Origin of the sequence: Albidovulum marisflavi (assembly GCF_025751435.1) — a bacterium.
Classification (GTDB): Bacteria; Pseudomonadota; Alphaproteobacteria; order Rhodobacterales; family Rhodobacteraceae; genus Albidovulum; species Albidovulum marisflavi.
This window is the reverse complement of sequence record NZ_JAOWKY010000001.1, coordinates 214,532-230,926: the sequence shown is the minus strand read 5'-3', so window position 1 is coordinate 230,926 and position 16,395 is coordinate 214,532. Positions and strand designations below refer to the sequence as shown.

The 16,395-nt window shown below is 64.9% G+C and carries 19 protein-coding genes; 12 read left to right on the top strand and 7 right to left on the bottom strand.

Going from position 1 to position 16,395, the window contains the following annotated elements; genetic code table 11:
• Positions 1-8: 8 nt before the first annotated feature.
• Positions 9-1,319, bottom strand: coding sequence for an MFS transporter (locus OEW28_RS01190; RefSeq protein ID WP_263734340.1), 1,311 nt, complete (start codon positions 1,317-1,319; stop codon positions 9-11).
• 212 nt (positions 1,320-1,531) lie between these two features.
• Between OEW28_RS01190 and OEW28_RS01185 the strand changes: the two genes are divergently transcribed.
• Positions 1,532-2,122, top strand: a complete 591-nt coding sequence (locus tag OEW28_RS01185) for a LolA family protein (RefSeq protein ID WP_263734339.1) — start codon at positions 1,532-1,534, stop codon at positions 2,120-2,122.
• A 7-nt stretch (positions 2,123-2,129) separates the two neighbouring features.
• Here OEW28_RS01185 and OEW28_RS01180 read toward each other — a convergent pair whose 3' ends face one another.
• Positions 2,130-2,708 carry a transglycosylase SLT domain-containing protein gene (locus OEW28_RS01180; protein WP_263732903.1) on the bottom strand — a complete coding sequence of 193 codons (579 nt, stop codon included), beginning with the start codon at positions 2,706-2,708 and terminating at the stop codon, positions 2,130-2,132.
• Positions 2,709-2,979: 271 nt separating this feature from the next.
• Between OEW28_RS01180 and hspQ the strand changes: the two genes are divergently transcribed.
• Positions 2,980-3,306: a heat shock protein HspQ gene (hspQ, locus tag OEW28_RS01175; RefSeq protein WP_263732902.1), complete on the top strand. Its 327-nt coding sequence runs from the start codon at positions 2,980-2,982 to the stop codon at positions 3,304-3,306.
• Positions 3,307-3,309: 3 nt separating this feature from the next.
• Here the strand turns inward: hspQ and OEW28_RS01170 are convergent, their stop codons facing one another.
• From OEW28_RS01170 to OEW28_RS01160, 3 genes are all read right to left on the bottom strand, one after another.
• The gene (locus OEW28_RS01170) at positions 3,310-4,887 is read right to left on the bottom strand and encodes a gamma-glutamyltransferase family protein (protein ID WP_263732901.1); all 1,578 of its coding nucleotides are present in this window, start codon (positions 4,885-4,887) and stop codon (positions 3,310-3,312) included.
• A 184-nt stretch (positions 4,888-5,071) separates the two neighbouring features.
• Positions 5,072-5,521: an ATP-binding protein gene (locus tag OEW28_RS01165; RefSeq protein WP_263732900.1), complete on the bottom strand. Its 450-nt coding sequence runs from the start codon at positions 5,519-5,521 to the stop codon at positions 5,072-5,074.
• Positions 5,522-5,549: 28 nt separating this feature from the next.
• On the bottom strand, positions 5,550-5,888 hold the full coding sequence (locus OEW28_RS01160) for an STAS domain-containing protein (RefSeq protein WP_263732899.1): 339 nt from the start codon (positions 5,886-5,888) through the stop codon (positions 5,550-5,552).
• A gap of 93 nt (positions 5,889-5,981) precedes the next feature.
• Here OEW28_RS01160 and OEW28_RS01155 point away from each other — a divergent pair, with 93 nt between their 5' ends.
• The 3 genes from OEW28_RS01155 (at position 5,982) to OEW28_RS18850 (ending at position 8,522) form a co-directional block, all read left to right on the top strand.
• Entirely contained in the window at positions 5,982-7,160 is a 1,179-nt protein-coding gene (locus OEW28_RS01155) for a thiolase family protein (RefSeq protein WP_263732898.1), read from the top strand.
• A 77-nt stretch (positions 7,161-7,237) separates the two neighbouring features.
• Positions 7,238-7,693: a GAF domain-containing protein gene (locus tag OEW28_RS01150; RefSeq protein WP_263732897.1), complete on the top strand. Its 456-nt coding sequence runs from the start codon at positions 7,238-7,240 to the stop codon at positions 7,691-7,693.
• Between the two features lie 46 nt (positions 7,694-7,739).
• Complete coding sequence (locus tag OEW28_RS18850) at positions 7,740-8,522, top strand: GFA family protein (RefSeq protein WP_318527479.1); 783 nt, start codon at positions 7,740-7,742, stop codon at positions 8,520-8,522.
• A 29-nt stretch (positions 8,523-8,551) separates the two neighbouring features.
• Here OEW28_RS18850 and OEW28_RS01135 read toward each other — a convergent pair whose 3' ends face one another.
• Positions 8,552-8,974, bottom strand: coding sequence for a glyoxalase (locus OEW28_RS01135; protein ID WP_263732896.1), 423 nt, complete (start codon positions 8,972-8,974; stop codon positions 8,552-8,554).
• Between the two features lie 117 nt (positions 8,975-9,091).
• Between OEW28_RS01135 and OEW28_RS01130 the strand changes: the two genes are divergently transcribed.
• From OEW28_RS01130 to rpsO, 6 genes are all read left to right on the top strand, one after another.
• Complete coding sequence (locus OEW28_RS01130) at positions 9,092-9,715, top strand: LysE family translocator (RefSeq protein WP_263732895.1); 624 nt, start codon at positions 9,092-9,094, stop codon at positions 9,713-9,715.
• 11 nt (positions 9,716-9,726) lie between these two features.
• A complete protein-coding gene (locus tag OEW28_RS01125) occupies positions 9,727-10,623 on the top strand; it encodes a homocysteine S-methyltransferase family protein (RefSeq protein WP_263732894.1) in 897 nt (298 codons plus the stop codon).
• Positions 10,624-10,667: 44 nt separating this feature from the next.
• Positions 10,668-11,324, top strand: a complete 657-nt coding sequence (locus tag OEW28_RS01120; RefSeq protein ID WP_263732893.1) for a pseudouridine synthase — start codon at positions 10,668-10,670, stop codon at positions 11,322-11,324.
• Positions 11,321-11,824 (top strand): DUF1643 domain-containing protein, encoded by a 504-nt coding sequence (locus OEW28_RS01115; RefSeq protein WP_263732892.1) that lies wholly within the window; start codon positions 11,321-11,323, stop codon positions 11,822-11,824. The genes OEW28_RS01120 and OEW28_RS01115 overlap by 4 nt, the downstream gene beginning before the upstream one ends.
• A 131-nt stretch (positions 11,825-11,955) precedes the next feature.
• Complete coding sequence (locus OEW28_RS01110; RefSeq protein ID WP_263732891.1) at positions 11,956-12,912, top strand: calcium-binding protein; 957 nt, start codon at positions 11,956-11,958, stop codon at positions 12,910-12,912.
• 126 nt (positions 12,913-13,038) lie between these two features.
• Entirely contained in the window at positions 13,039-13,308 is a 270-nt protein-coding gene (gene rpsO / locus OEW28_RS01105) for a 30S ribosomal protein S15 (RefSeq protein ID WP_263732890.1), read from the top strand.
• 104 nt (positions 13,309-13,412) lie between these two features.
• Here the strand turns inward: rpsO and OEW28_RS01100 are convergent, their stop codons facing one another.
• Entirely contained in the window at positions 13,413-13,883 is a 471-nt protein-coding gene (locus tag OEW28_RS01100) for a nucleoside deaminase (protein WP_263732889.1), read from the bottom strand.
• Positions 13,884-14,223: 340 nt separating this feature from the next.
• Between OEW28_RS01100 and pnp the strand changes: the two genes are divergently transcribed.
• Positions 14,224-16,374: a polyribonucleotide nucleotidyltransferase gene (gene pnp / locus OEW28_RS01095; RefSeq protein ID WP_263732888.1), complete on the top strand. Its 2,151-nt coding sequence runs from the start codon at positions 14,224-14,226 to the stop codon at positions 16,372-16,374.
• Positions 16,375-16,395 lie beyond the last annotated feature (21 nt).

Sequence of the window (16,395 nt, the reverse complement as noted above, 5' to 3'; positions counted from 1 at the left end):
ACCTGATTTCAAGAATGGCGCGGCCAGCGCGGGTGAAGGTCATCTATGACGATCGGGTGGCTGTGACCTTGGGTGCCGTGCTTCTTCAGATGGGGATGGTCGTCGGGCAGATCGGCGTGGTCATGCGATAGCCTGTCCGGCGCGCGGGGGGGCCAGAGCCTGATCGCCCCGAAGACACCGGCAGCGGCCAGCATCCCCATCAGGATGAAGGTAGGGTCAAGACCGAAACCCGCCCCGAAGCGCCCGGCAAGCGGATAGGTCACAAGCCAGCACGCGTGGCTCAGCGCGAACTGCGCGGCGAAGATGGCGTGCCGGTCCTCTGGCTGCGCGGAGCGCCGCAGAAGCCGGCCGGTCGGAGTCTGGGTCAGGCTGTAGCCAAAGCCGATGACAAGCCATAGGGCCAGGAGCAGCCCGAACGTGCCCGCCAGCGGGCCCGCAAACATGCCCAGCGTCAGGATCGAAGCTCCGGCAAGCATCGCGGGCCGGTCCGGAACGCGTTCAAGCAGCCTGGGCAGGATCAGCGCCGCCGCCATCGACCCCCCGCCGAATGCGGCGAGCGCCAGGGCAACGTCGGCCTCTGCAAGCCCGAAGCGGCCTTTCACGATGAAGACGGTGTTGACGATGATCATCGCGCCGGCCGCCGAGACGGCAAGGCTTAGCGCCAGCAACCCGCGCAGGCGCGGCGTGGCGAGGTAGATGCGAATTCCGCGTGTCGTACGATCCCAGATGCCGCGTGGCGGTGCGGGCTTCGGCGCGGGCAGCGTCACCGACAGAACCAATGCGGCAGAGCCAAGAAAGCCCGCGACGGTGCCGCCGAACAGGACAGGAAAGCTGACCACGGTCAGCAGCGCCGCCGCCAGCACCGGCGAGAGCAGGCTTTCAAGGTCGTAGGCGAGGCGGGAAAGCGACAGCGCGCGGGTATAGTCACGCTCGTCCGGCAGGACATCGGGGATCGTCGCCTGGAAGGTGGGCGTGAATCCCGCCGAAGCGGCCTGAAGCAGGAATATCAGCAGATAGACTTGCCAGACTTCGGTCACGAAGGGCAGCGCCACGGCGACGGTCGCGCGAATCAAGTCGAGCGCGACCAGCATCGCGCGACGCGGCACCCGGTCGGTGAAGGCCGATGCGATCGGGGCAAGCGTCACATAGGCCACCATCTTGATCGCCAGCGCGGTGCCCAGCACCAGGCCCGCGTCTTCACCCGCGATCTGCCACGCAAGCAGGCCAAGGGCCACTGTGGCCAGGCCGGTTCCCATCAGCGCAACGATCTGCGCTCCGAAAAGGTGGCGATAGGTCCGGTTGGCGAGAATTGCGAGCATCGTGTTCCTCGGGAAGACTTGCACGGCGCGCAGCGTTGCCGGATCCCCCAAGGCGAGATAGGACAAGATCGCGCGGCATGTCCAGCCGACCGCACCATGGCTGTTTTCTGGGCCTTTCGCGTGATCCGACATCGTGGGCCTATCCGACATTCCGCCGATGGCGCGCCGATGTTATGGCATAACCGTCCGACAGGCCCTAGATAGGGCGCATGATGAAGCACATCCTTGCAGCGATCCTGACCCTGGCCGCCTTTCCCGCGGCGGCTGAAAAGCTGTCTCTTTCAGAGCTGTCGCGTTACCTCAACGGGCTCACGACCGCCGAGGCGGCGTTCACCCAATTCAATGCCGATGGCACGACTTCGGAAGGGCGGGTGATGATCCAGCGTCCGGGCCGCATGAGGTTCGAGTATTCTCCTGACGCCACGCTTGTGCTGGCTTCGGGCGGTCAGCTGGCCATCTTCGATCCCAAGTCGAACCAGCCACCCGAACAGTATCCGCTGTCGAAGACGCCACTGAACCTTATCCTTGGCCGCAACATTGACCTTGGGCGCGCCAGGATGGTGGTGGGCCACGGCGAGCAGGGCCCCCTGACGCTGGTCGTCGCGCAGGATCCCGAGCATCCGGAATATGGTACGCTGACGCTGGCCTTCTCTTCAAACCCGACGGCCCTGCGCCAATGGACGGTGACGGACGAAACCGGGAACCAGACCACTGTCGTTCTTGAAGACCTGAAGACTGGCGTAACCTATCAGCCCTCGACCTTCTCGATCCACTACGAGGTGGAAAGGCGCGGGCTCAACTGAGCCCGCCCTAGAGCTTGCCGCAGCCATAGAGCTGCTGGTGGTACATCTGCGCCCGCGAGCTGACATCGTCGGCCACCCGCAAGAGCCACGCCTTCCGCATGTGCGACCCGCGAGAGTAGCCGTTGCGGCCTTCGTGATAGGCCAGATACTGGTTCTTGGCATCGAACTTCATGATGCCAAGCTTCTGTTCCGACTGATCCATGTACCACCCGATGAAGTCGGTCGCGTCGTCGATGCGCTGACGCTTGGCGCCCCAGCGACCAGTTTCCTTGCGGTACTCGTCCCAGGTTCCGTCAAGCGCCTGGCTATAGCCATAGGCCGAGCTTTGCCGCCCCATCGGGATGATCCCCAGGGCGAATTTGCGCGGCGTCTTGGCGTTGCTGATGAATTTCGACTCCTGGTAGATCGTCGCCATCTGCACGGCGACCGGCACACCCCATTTGGCCTCGGTCCGCTTCATGGCGCGCAGGTAGGCCGGGCGTTCCGCCGTGATCTCGCAGGCGTCGTTCAGGTTGCGTGGCGCCTTGCCGCCGCCGCCACATGCGGCGAGGAGCATCACCAGCGCGATGCACAGATATCTGCTCATACTGCCTCTCGTTCTTTTGTTTTTAGTGATTTTAGCGAAATCGCGCGCCGGTTGGAATCACAATCCCGTCGTGGTCACGCCAGGAAACCGAAAGTCGCCGGGATAGAAACGAGGGCGGCCGTGCCTTGGACGGCGGCAAGAAGAGGCGGCGAAGGCTCCGCCCGCAAGGACTGTCAGGCCACCGTTCACAGACTGTTTCCGCATGATTCGGCTTCAAATATGGACATTTGCGGTGCCGCGGGAGTACCAATAAGGGATGGGGTCAAAATCTATGCTGAAGAGCAATGCGAAATATCACCTGGGTCAGGTGCTGAAACATCGGAAGCACACCTTTCGTGGTGTTGTCTTCGACGTGGACGCGATCTTTTCCAATACCCAGGAGTGGTACGACGCGATCCCCGAGGACAGTCGTCCCGCGAAGAACCAGCCCTTCTATCACCTTCTGGCCGAGAATGACGAAAGCTATTACGTCGCCTATGTCTCGGAACAGAACCTGATCCCGGACGCGTCCGGCGGGCCGGTTGGCCATCCCGATCTGCCCGACCTTTTCGGGGATTTCGAAGATGGCCGTTATCCGCTGCACTTCCAGCTGAACTGAGCTCTAGTAGCCCAGGGCGCAGCCGTCCTTGCGCGGATCGGACGCACCGATCAGAACGCCGCTGTCCTCAATCCGGATCGCCTGACCGCCACCAAGCGGCCGGTCAAGCCGCACCACCTGGTGGCCCAGAGCGGCCAGTTCCGCCGCGACCGCGTCGGAATAACCACGCTCAAGCCCGAGCTTCCCGTTCTCGGCAAAGGCGCGCGGCGCATCCAGCGCCGCTTGCAGGTCCATGCCGTGGTTCAGGTGGTTGGTCAGGAAGCGCACGTGGCCGGTGGGTTGGTAAGCGCCGCCCATCACGCCAAAGGGCATCTGCACGCGACCGTTGTGGCGTAGCATTGCCGGAATGATCGTGTGCATCGGGCGCTTGCCGCCGCCGGCCTCGTTCGGATGTCCCTCGCGAAGCGTGAAGCCCGAGCCACGGTTCTGGAACAGAATGCCGAAGCGGTCCGATGCGATGCCGGACCCGAAGCCCCAGAAGGTGGAGTAGATCAGCGACACCGCCATGCGGTCGCGGTCCACGACGGTGATGTAGACGGTATCGCGATGAATGGCCTCTGTCGCTCGGGAAACCTGCCGGATGGCCTGAGAGGGATCGATCAGGGCCGCGAGGCGCGCCGCCGTTTCCGGCGCGAGCATGTGGTTCAGCCGCCTGGTGTGATCGGGGTCCGCGATGAATCTGTCCCGCGCATCATAGGCAAGTTTCGCGGCCTCTGCCTCAAGATGCGCCCTCTGGGTACCCATCGGGTCCAGGGCGGGCAGATCGAAGTGCGACAGGATGTTCAGCATCAGGATCGCGGTCGCGCCCTGCCCGTTTGGCGGATGTTCCACCAGTTCGTGTCCACGGTAGTCACCGCTTACCGGTTCGGAATAGGTGCAGGCAGTGGCGGCGAAGTCGTCAAGCGTGTGGCTGCCGCCCGCCGCGCGAAGGGATGCGACCATGTCCTCGGCCACATCCCCCTCGTAGAAGCCGGCGCGGCCCTGCCGGGCTATGCGCCTGAGAACCTCGGCTTGCTCCGGCGCGCGGAAAATCTGACCCGTTCGCAGCGCGCGGCCCTGATCCAGGTAGAAGGAACGCGCCGCACCGGTCAGGCGCGACTCTGCCTCGGGCCAGTCGAACGCGACGCGCGGGGCCACCGGTATCCCCGCCTCGGCGTATCGGATCGCGGGTTCCAGACTTGCGGATATGCCTTTGCGGCCCCAGTCCTCGGACAGGCGGCAAAGGGCGTCCATCGCGCCGGGCACGGTAACGGACTCCACCGACTCGGTGCCGATCTCGATCAGGCCGCGATCACGCAGGGCGGCGGCCGATAGCCCGGCCGGTGCCCGCCCGGACCCGTTCAGCGCGATAATGCGCTCTTCCCCCGCAGGTTTCAGAAGGACGAAACAATCCCCGCCGATCCCGCAGGACTGGGGTTCCGCGAAGCCCAGAAGAACCGCCCCCGCGATCGCCGCATCGACCGCGTTGCCGCCGTCTTGCAGGATCCTGACCGCTGCCTGAGCGGCCAGCGGGTGCGAGGTCGCGCACATGCCTTCGGTCGCGAATACGGGGGAACGTCCGGGAAACTGAAAATCGCGCATCTCGCCCTCCAAAATCGCGGGCAGGCTAGGGCGCAATCCTGGCAAAGGAAAGACCTCGGCGCCGCGCTATGGGTGGGGGCTGTTAAACGCGGCGCCGAGGGAAGCTTTGAAGCTACAGGATCAATCTTGCGTGGCAATCGGGCCGAGTTTTGAGCGAAATGCGGCATGATTGCGGCGCGGTTGTTCATTCGAAGCTTAGAGGAAGCACCAGGCTAAGATGGTTGGTGTCACCAGAGCGGCTGTAGGCCAGGTCGCGGGCAAGGGCGCGGATCAAGGTCCAGCCCCAGCCGCCTTCGGGAAGCTGTTCCCGACAGACGTCGATGTCCGGGGGCGGTTTGCGCGGGATGGCGTCGTTCGGCAGGGGTCGCCCCCAGTCCACGACCCGACAGTCAAGCGCGCCGTTTCGCAGCGCGACTTCGACTTCGATATCGCCGGATCGCTCCGCGCCGTAGGCATGTTCGACCACGTTGTTCAGGATCTCGGCCAGAACCAGTTCAAGCGCGCCCGCGTCTGACGTTCCAATCTTGCCTTGGAAGCGGACCAGAACCTCGTGAAGCAGCCGCCGCACATCCATTGGCCGCGCGGCTATGCGCGCCTTGAACCGATGGATCGGGATCGCGGATCTTGCGCGCATGAGCCGCTCTTTCGGTTTCAGCCCGGTCTCAGCCCCCATTGGCCATCCCGCTGCCCGCATTGGCGGCGTGGATCGTGAAGACCTTGTCCATTCGGGTCAGATGAAACACCCTCGCCACGTTCGATGTCAGCCCGGACAGTTCCAGCTGCCGCGCGGGGGCAAGAAACTTCATCACCGCCACGATGGCCCCAAGGCCCGAGCTGTCGACGAAGCGGACGGGCGCCAGATCAAGGATGACGCGGGGCGGGGCGGCAAGGGCGATCTCTCGCATCTGGTCCTTGAACTGGATCGCGCAGGCGGCATCGATCCGTTCTTCTTCGACCCGTACCACCAGGGCTTCGCCCGCCGTCGCCGTTTCAAGCTTCATCGCGCCCTCCGCAGTTCTTCCGCCGCAGGCAGGCTAGACGCCATTCCTTACTTTTCGGTATGTCTTTGCCTGAACCATCGGAAAGGAGTGCCCATGCAGGACGTCGTGATCGCCGGAGCAGCCCGCACGGCAATGGGTGGCTTCCAGGGCGTGTTCGCCGCCACCGAAGCACCGCTTCTGGGAGCAGAGGCCATTCGCGCCGCACTCGCGGACGCGGGCGCGCGGCCCGAGCAGATCGAGGAACTGCTTATGGGGTGCGTCCTGCCCGCAGGGCAAGGACAGGCGCCTGCGCGGCAGGCCGGGTTTCACGCGGGCCTTGGCGAAGGCGTTCCGGCCACCACGCTCAACAAGATGTGCGGATCGGGCATGAAGGCGGCGATGATCGCCTTCGACCAGATCGCGCTGGGCCAGAGCGGCATCATGGTCGCGGGTGGCATGGAAAGCATGACCAACGCCCCCTACCTGTTGCCGAAGATGCGCGGCGGCGCCCGGCTGGGTCACGCCCAGGTCATCGATCACATGTTCCTGGACGGGCTCGAGGACGCCTATGACAAGGGACGCCTGATGGGGACCTTCGCCGAGGACTGCGCCGAGGCTTTCCAGTTCACCCGAACCGATCAGGACGCCTATGCGATGGCCTCGCTGTCGCGGGCGATCGCCGCGCAGGCATCGGGTGCGTTTGACGGAGAAATCGCGCCCGTCGGCGTCACGACGCGCGCCGGAAGCGTCGTCGTGGATTCCGACGAACAACCTTCGACCGCGCGGCCCGACAAGATCCCGACGCTGAAACCGGCGTTTCGAAAGGACGGCACGGTGACGGCGGCGAACTCATCCTCGATCTCGGACGGTGCGGCGGCGCTTGTCATGGCGTCGCGCGCCGCCGCCGAGGCGTCCGGGCTCAGGATCCGCGCGCGCGTCCTTGGCCACGCCTCCCATGCGCAGGCGCCCGCGCTGTTTCCCACCGCGCCCGTTCCCGCGGCCCGCAAGCTTCTGGATCGGCTCGGGTGGCGCGTCGATGACGTCGACCTGTGGGAGGTGAACGAAGCCTTCGCGGTCGTCCCCATGGCCTTCATGCGAGAACTCGGCGTACCGCACGACAAGATGAACGTGAATGGCGGCGCCTGCGCGCTGGGCCATCCGATCGGCGCGTCTGGCGCGCGGATCATCGTGACTCTTCTGAACGCGCTTGAGAAACGCGGCCTGAAACGCGGCCTTGCCGCGATCTGCATCGGGGGCGGTGAAGGCACTGCCATTGCCATCGAGCGTCCCTGAAATCTTCTTTTGATAAATATCCTCGGGGGGTGCCGGGGGGCAGACGGCCCCCCGGCTGCCGGGGACCGGAGCCAGACATGCAAATAGACTACACCGAGATCAGCGCCATCATCGCAAGCCTGACCGAGCACGAAACCGATGAGGTCGCCCTGATGGCGACCGTTGTCTGCGAGCTTCACCATGCCGACGACCGATTCGACTGGACCGGCTTCTACCGCGTCACCGCGCCCGAGGTGCTGAAGATCGGCCCGTATCAGGGTGGGCACGGCTGTCTGGTCATTCCTTTTGCAAGGGGCGTCTGCGGCGCGGCCGCGCGGACCGGAGAAACGCAGCTCGTCGATGATGTCGATGCGTTCCCCGGCCACATCGCCTGCGCGTCTTCCACCCGCTCCGAAATCGTCCTGCCGGTTCGCGGGGGCGATGGCAGGCTTATCGGCGTGCTCGATATAGACAGCGATCAGCCGGCGGCCTTCACCTGGCATGACGCCGAGGGGCTTTCCGCCATCCTGAAGTCGGTTTTCGGCCGGCTCTGACGCTGGCGCGCGCGCACCTTGGGCACGTCCTCATCAGGATTCACGCATGGAAATGCTCCAAATACATGTCGGCGGCTGTCTCTGCGGCGGCGTGACCTTCGAAACCGAGGGTCCGCTGCGCGACGTCGTCGCCTGCCACTGCGGCCAGTGCCGACGCACCAGCGGCCATGTCTGGGCGGCGACCTCGGTTCATCTGGATGGCTTTCGGCTGACCTCGGACGCGACGCTTGGCTGGTACCGAAGCTCACCGGCGGCCCGGCGTGGGTTCTGCCGCCAGTGCGGAGCCAGCCTTTTCTGGAAGCCCGAGGCCGAGCCCCGAATTGCAATAGCTGCCGGCGCGCTAGACAGTCCGACGGGACTTCGGCTTGAACGCCATATTCACACCGAAGACGCGGGCGACTACTACGCGCCGGCCGGCGCGCCGCCCCCGGCGGCCGGCCTGCCCGATCACATTGGCTGCGGATGCCTCTGCGGCGGCGTGTCCTTCGACCTTCCGTCCGCAGCGGGCGACATCACCGCCTGCCACTGCGTTCAGTGCCGCAAGCTTTCGGGGCATTACGCGGCCTCGTTCGACGTGGACGAAGCAACCATCGCCTGGCGTTGCCGTGACACGATCGCGGAATACGAAACCCCGGCAGGGGGGCGGCGCGGTTTCTGCAATCGCTGCGGATCAAGCCTGTGGTTCCGATCGGCCGACGGGGCCTTCTCGGTCGAGGCCGGGTCGGTCATAGGTCCGACGGGCGGGCGTCTGGCCGGCCATATCTTCGTCGGCTCCAAGGGGGATTACTACACCATCGAGGACGGCCTTCCGCAAAGCACGAGTTGGTAGATACGGATCTTGAGGGCGGGTCGGGCGGATCAGAGCCGCCTGCTTGGCACCCAGGCGTAGCCGTTCGGACACAGGATCACGCATTCGCGCAACCCATGCGGCTTGTCGGCGGGGGCCTGAAGAACCACGGCATCCGCGACCTCGGCCGCCCGGGCAGCGGCCGTGTCGGGGTCGGTCTCGTACAGGCGGATCTCGACCCCCGCGCCGCGCGGCCCGGCCTCGGGCAGCAGCCCCAAGAGCGGGTGCGCCCCGAACGTACCGTCAGAATGAAGCTGAAAGACCCCGTCGGCATAGACCATGATTGCGAAATCCCTGCTCAGCCTGTGGGCGTTCATTTCGAAGACGAAGCGCAGGAACTCTGCCTCGGCCAGCACGTCCCGCACCAGCAGGTTCAGTCCCAGCCCCTTCAGCGACCGGCCAAAATCCGCGGCCGAGACGGTTTCGAGATCCATTGCGTTCCTCATCATGCTGCAAGGTCAGAGTCTCAGCGTCGCCGTGCGCGGTCAATCCCGTTGCAGCCGCTTGACGGCGGCCCGAGGATAAGGGACGGCTGAGGGGGCGGAGGCCCCATGTTCGAACTGATCGCAAGCTATCCCCCGACCGAATTCCTGACCTTTCTTGCTGCGGCGCTGGTGCTGAACCTGACACCCGGCGCCGACGTGATCTTCGCCACGGCGTCAGGCCTGTCAGGCGGAGCGCGGGCGGGGATCATGGCGGGGCTTGGCGTGGGGCTGGGCGGGCTCTGGCATGTCGCGCTTGCCTGCCTTGGCATTTCAGCGCTGATCGCGGCGGAACCGGCGGCCCTCGCGGCGCTGAGATATGCCGGCGCCGGATACCTGTTGTGGCTGGCCGTCCGTTCCTGGCGCGGCGGCGGGATCGGTGCCGGCGCGCGCGGGGCACGGAACCCCAGCCGGGCGCTGTGGCGTGGCTTCGTCACCAACGCGCTGAATCCAAAGGTCGCGCTGTTCGTGCTGGCCTTCCTGCCGCAGTTCACGCATCCCGAATACGGTCCTGCCTGGCTGCAGATCCTGGTGCTGGGTGGGGTCTTCACCTTGACCGGAACGGTCGTGACGGCGTCCTATGGCGCGCTCGCGGGCCGCTTCGGCGCGCGGTTCCTACAGGGATCGCGGATATTCGACAGGATCTCCGCGATCGTCTTCGCGGGGCTCGCAGGCAAGTTGTTGACGGATTGAGGGGAATGGGAATGACGAAGATCACGCTTCTGGACGGGGGCATGGGTCAGGAACTGGTGGCGCGGTCGGGCGATGCGCCGACGCCGCTGTGGTCGACCCAAGTGATGATCGATCACCCCGGCCTGGTGCGGCAGGTGCATGAGGATTACTTCCGCGCCGGCGCATCCGTTGCCACCACGAACACCTATGCGATCCATCGCGACCGCCTGGTGAAGGCCGGGATCGAGGACCGCTTTGCCGCGCTTCACACCCAGGCGCTGGCCGAGGCCGCAGCTGCCCGCGCAGCGCACGGATCCGGCCGAATCGCGGCGTCGCTTGGGCCGCTTGTCGCCTCTTACCGGCCCGACACGCATCCTCCGCATGCCGAAGCGGTCGCGAAGTACGACGAGATCGCCATGCTTCTTGCGCCTGCGGTGGACATTCTTCTGGCCGAAACCGTGGCGTCGCTGGACCATGCGCGGGCAATCCTTGAAGGGGCCGCAGGACATGGCCGCCCGGTCTGGCTGTCGGTGACGGTGGATGACGAGGATGGCAGCCGCTTGCGGTCGGGCGAGCAACTGGCCGAGCTTGGCCCATTTCTGAAGGCCGGCGGCGCGGCTGCCGTGCTTGCCAACTGCTCCGCGCCAGAGGCGATGGCGGCCGCGCTAGAGGTTCTTGGGACCTTCGGCCTGCCCTTCGGCGCCTATGCCAACGGGTTCCAGCAGATTACCAAGGAATTCCTGAAGGACAGCCCGACCGTCGACGCGCTGCAAGCCCGGCCAGAGATGACGCCGGCGCTTTACGCGGATTTCGCGATGCGATGGGTGGGCATGGGCGCGACGATCATCGGCGGTTGCTGCGAAACGACGCCCGCCCACATCGCCGAGATCGCCGAACGCCTTCGCGCGGGCGGCCACGCGATCGTCTGACCGGGGCTGGCCAGCGCTTTGCCAACCGTGCTAACGCGCGGGGCATGACCGACAATTCCTATACCCCGCCCGACGATCCCCTCAGCGTGATCCATGCCGATCACGCCATCGTCGTCGTGGACAAGCCTGCGGGGTTGTTGAGCGTGCCGGGGCGCGGCGAACATCTGGCCGATTGCCTGATCACACGGGTGCAGCAGCTTTTCCCCGAGGCGCTTCTGGTGCACAGGCTGGATCGCGACACCTCGGGTGTAATCGTGTTTGCGCTTACCCGGCATGCGCAGCGTGAAATCTGCGCGCAATTCGAAGGGCGCAAGACGAAGAAGGCCTACAGAGCCAGGCTGTGGGGGCATCTCGAGCCGAAGGAAGGCCGGGTCGATCTGCCGCTGATCGTGGACTGGCCGAACCGCCCCCTGCAGCACGTGGACCATGTGAACGGCAAGCCTGCCCAAACGGATTGGAAGGTTCTGGGCCACGACCCCGATGGAACCACGCGGGTGCGTCTGTTTCCCCTGACCGGCCGCAGCCACCAGTTGCGCGTCCACATGAAGGAGCTGGGCCACGCGATCCTGGGCGATCCGTTCTATGCCGAGGGCCCTGCGCGCGATTTTCCCCGCCTGATGCTCCATGCAGAAAGCCTGCGCTTCAATCACCCCGAGACCGGCAAGGGCATGACGTTCACCGCTCCCTGCCCGTTCCGATGATCCTTCGGCGGCACCAAGCGGGCGACGTCCGGTCGAAGGCGCACTATTCCGACTGCGGCAACTACCGGTATCTGCTGTCACGGCGTTGGGCGGACGGCGGGAAGCTTGTCTACGTGCTTCTGAACCCTTCGACCGCGACAGAGGAGCGCAACGATCCGACGGTCGAGCGGTGCGAACGCCGGGCGCGGATCCTGGGGTATGGCGGCTTCGCGGTCGCCAACCTTTTCGCCTGGCGCGCGACTCGGCCCGAGGACCTGAAACGGGCATCGGACCCGGTCGGTCCGGGCAACGACGCGGCCGTGCTGCAGGCAGCTGCAAGCGCCGGGCGGGTCCTGTGCGGCTGGGGCGTGCACGGCAGCTTCATGGATCGTGGCGCCGAGGTGGCGGATCTGTTGCGCGCGGCTGGGTACGAACTGTGGCACCTGGGTCTGACAAAGGCCGGCGCGCCGCGCCATCCCCTGTACGTTCCCTACGCCTGCGCGCCCAGGTCCTGGCTCTGAATCGTGCCCTGGTTCTGAAACTGCCGACAATTCGATCGACCGTCGCGATCTTCGCCAAGCCTTAACACCCCCGGCTGCCCAATGGCGTCGGGTGAAGCGGGCGGCGCCCGCGCTGATGGATGGTGACGGGGATGATGCTGCTGGCAGGCATTATGGGTCTGTTCGCGCTTGGCGCGGTTCTGGACATTTTCGACAATGCGGATTCCCGGGAAGACGGGGCGGGGCCGCCCGAGCCGCGGCTGAATGACGGCGGCACCGAGGACGATGACATCCTGTCCGGAGAGGCGTCGGACGACCTTCTGGCCGGTCTATCGGGTGACGACCAGATCAATGGCTATGCGGGTGATGACACCGTCCGTGGCGGAGAGGGGCGCGACGACCTTCTGGGCGGTGACGGTGCGGATCTGCTGTCGGGCGGTGACGGGGACGATTGGCTGACAGGTGGATACGGCGACGACACTCTTTCAGGCGATCAGGGCGATGACTCTCTTTCGGGTGAGTTCGGCGCGGACCTGCTTCGGGGCGGCGCGGGAATGGATTCGCTGATCGGCGGCGACGGTGACGACACGCTTGAGGGTGGCGACGGGGATGATGCGCTGCATGGGGCAGATGACGATGACAGCCTTGTGGGGGGGATGGGGCACGACTACCTGCAGGGCGGACGCGGCAACGACACGCTTGAGGGGCGCGTCGTTGGGGACGAAGGCGATGACCACGATGACCGCGATTTTCTCAACGGTGGTGCAGGCGACGACTGGATCGTCATCGGCCGCTCGGACTGGGCGAATGGCGGCGCGGGCGCGGATGGCTTCGTCCTGGGCGACTGGCTGACCGGCAACGGCGATGCCGCACGGATCGACGACTACGACCCGGAAGTGGATTCGCTGTACCTGGTTCATGATCCCGTCGCGAATTCCGATCCCTGCATCTCGATCGAATATGTGGGCGGACCCGGCGAACCGGGTGCGGTGACCCGGATCCTTGTGGACGGGCTGCCCGTGGCCGAACTGCTTGGCCAGCCGCTGCTCGAGCGCGACCAGATCCGGCTTGTCGCACCCGATTGGCTTGATGCGGGATGTACGGGCTGATTCCCGCTTTCATTCCCGCGCCGTTTCAACTATATGCGCGCATCCGCTGGAAACGGCGGACCTCCACGGGCCCTGCTGGACGACATCCCGGCTTGCGCCATAACCCCTTGCTGAAAGGAGACCCCGATGTCGATCACCGCTGAAGACAAAGCCCGCCTGATGAAGGAATACGCGACCAAGGAAGGCGACACCGGTTCGCCCGAGGTTCAGGTCGCGATCCTGTCGTCGCGCATCGCCACGCTGACCGAACACTTCAAGACCCACGCGAAGGACAACCATTCGCGTCGCGGTCTTCTGATGATGGTCGCCCAGCGCCGCAAGCTTCTCGACTACCTCAAGAAGAACGACGAAGGCCGCTACCAGACGCTGATCCAGCGCCTTGGCATCCGCCGCTAAGTCATTCCGCTTGCCGGGAATGAAACGCCCGTGCCGAAAGGCGCGGGCGTTTTTCTTTGGAGTGGCCGCTTCGACCTCCCGGGCGAAGGATGCCCGACCGCAAGCTATTGCCGCCAGAAGTCACGGTGCGGAGCGAGAAGCTCATCTTCAATTTCGGGGAAGGGGCCGTGCACCTCGATTGTCTTCTGCCCGGAGCCGAATACGGTGCGCGCAGGCAGGTTCATTGTCGGGTTCTCGGTATGGTCATCGGTCAGCGCGAGGAGCTGCGTTTCCTCGTAACCATAGACCAGACATCCGATATTGGCCCAATACAACGTGCCAGCGCACATGGCACATGGCTCGCCAGTCGTGACCAGTGTGCAAGACCAGAGGAACTCCGGCGCGTATGCAGCTGCGGCTCGGCGCGCGAGTTCCGTTTCGGCGTGATGAACCGTGTCGATATTGCCCTGGCGCATTAGGACCGCGTCGTCGGGGCCGACCAGTACCGCACCGAACGGGTGATGACCGTGTTCGGCCGCGCTGCGGGCAACGGCGTTGGCTTCGAGAAGGTGGGCGATCATCTGGTCGCGGGTCATGTCGGGCCGCCTAACTTGCATGGAATGAGGCAAATCATTCGCCAGGAGGGAATTCATCCCAATCCTGCGCTTGGAGAACATACCATGGAATGTGCAGCTAGAAACTCCAAAGGGTCGGGCCAGCAGGAGGTCCACTCCATTCCGCGGTACTGAGTTGCCAAAGCCTGCCTCCTCCAACCCGCCCCTTCCCAACCCGCCCGTTTTCCTGTATGGCCCCGCTCCATCTGTGACGTGAGCCCATGCCCCCGGGCGCATGCGATAGGATTGGGGGCGGCGGCAATGGGGCCGCCATATGAACGGGGCACCCGGAGGGCCGGGCCGCCCCTTGAGGAACGGATATATGTTCAACGTGACCAAGAAATCGATCCAGTGGGGCCAGGAAACGCTCTCTCTGGAAACGGGGAAAGTCGCCCGCCAGGCCGACGGTTCGGTCATCGCCACTCTGGGCGAGACCTCTGTCATGGCCAACGTGACCTTCGCGAAGGAAGCGAAGCCGGGCCAGGACTTCTTCCCGCTGACCGTACACTACCAGGAAAAGACCTATGCCGCCGGCAAGATCCCGGGCGGCTTCTTCAAGCGTGAAGGGCGTCCTTCGGAAAAGGAAACGCTGACCTCGCGCCTGATCGACCGTCCGATCCGCCCGCTGTTCGTGGATGGCTTCAAGAACGAAGTGCTGATCATCTGCACCGTGCTGAGCCACGACCTTGTCAACGACCCCGACATCGTCGCGATGATCGCGGCCTCGGCGGCGCTGACGATTTCCGGCGTGCCCTTCATGGGTCCGATCGGGGCTGCGCGCGTGGGCTTTGCCAACGGCGAATACGTGCTGAACCCCGAGGTTGCCGACATGGACAACCTGCGCGCCAACCCCGAGCAGCGGCTTGACCTGGTCGTCGCCGGCACCAAGGACGCGGTGATGATGGTGGAATCCGAAGCCTATGAGCTTTCGGAAGCCGAGATGCTGGGCGCGGTCAAGTTCGGCCACGAACAAATGCAGCCGGTCATCGACCTGATCATCGACTTCGCCGAGGACTGCGCGAAAGAGCCCTTCCACTTCACGTCGCCCGACTATTCGGAGCTTTATGCCAAGGTGAAGGCCGCAGGCGAGGCGCAGATGCGCGACGCCTTCGCGATCCTCGACAAGCAGGCGCGCACCAACGCGATCGCCGCCGCCGTCAGCGCCATCAAGGCGTCGCTTTCGGAAGAGGACCTGGCGGACGCGAACCTGGGTTCGGCGATCAAGAAGCTGGAATCCTCGATCCTGCGCGGCGATGTCGTGAAGAACGGCAAGCGCATCGACGGCCGCGACACCAAGACCGTGCGCGCGATCGACTGCGAAGTGGGCCTGTTGCCGCGCACGCATGGCTCGGCGCTGTTCACCCGCGGTGAAACGCAAGGCCTGGTCGTGACCACTCTCGGCACCGGCGAGGATGAACAGATCATCGACTCGCTGCATGGCAACTTCCGTTCGAACTTCCTGCTGCACTACAACTTCCCGCCCTATTCGGTCGGTGAGGTTGGCCGCTTCGGTCCTCCGGGCCGCCGCGAGATCGGCCACGGCAAGCTCGCGTGGCGCGCGCTTCAGGCGGTGCTTCCGGCGCCGACCGACTTCCCCTACACGATCCGTCTCGTGTCCGAGATCACGGAGTCGAACGGTTCGTCCTCGATGGCCACGGTCTGTGGCTCGTCGCTCTCGATGATGGATGCGGGCGTTCCGCTGAAGGCGCCGGTTGCCGGTGTCGCCATGGGCCTGATCCTTGAAGAGGATGGCAACTGGGCCGTCCTGACCGACATCCTGGGTGACGAGGATCATCTGGGCGACATGGACTTCAAGGTCGCGGGCACCTCGAACGGGATCACCTCGCTCCAGATGGACATCAAGGTCGCGGGCATCACGCCGGCGATCATGGAGCAGGCTCTGGCACAGGCCAAGGACGGCCGCATGCACATCCTGGCCGAGATGTCGAAGTCGCTGACCGAGGGCCGGTCGGAGTTTTCCGCCCACGCCCCGCGCATCGAAACGATGACGATCCCCACCGACAAGATCCGCGAAGTGATCGGCTCGGGCGGCAAGGTCATCCGCGAGATCGTTGAAACCTCTGGCGCCAAGGTCGACATCAACGACGACGGCGTGATCAAGATCGCCTCGGCCAACGCCGATTCGATCAAGAAGGCCTACGACATGATCTATTCGATCGTGGCTGAGCCGGAAGAGGGCAAGATCTACACCGGCAAGGTGGTCAAGTTGGTCGACTTCGGCGCCTTCGTGAACTTCTTCGGCAAGCGCGACGGTCTGGTGCACGTGTCCCAGATTGCCAACAAGCGCCTGAACCACCCGAATGAGATCCTGAAGGAAGGCCAGGAGGTCAAGGTCAAGCTTCTGGGCTTCGACGACCGTGGCAAGGTCCGCCTTGGCATGAAGATGGTCGACCAGGAGACCGGCGCCGAGATCGCGCCCGAGAAGAAGGAAAAGGAAGACGCCGCCGAGTGATCTTGGCGCTTCCTAAACAGG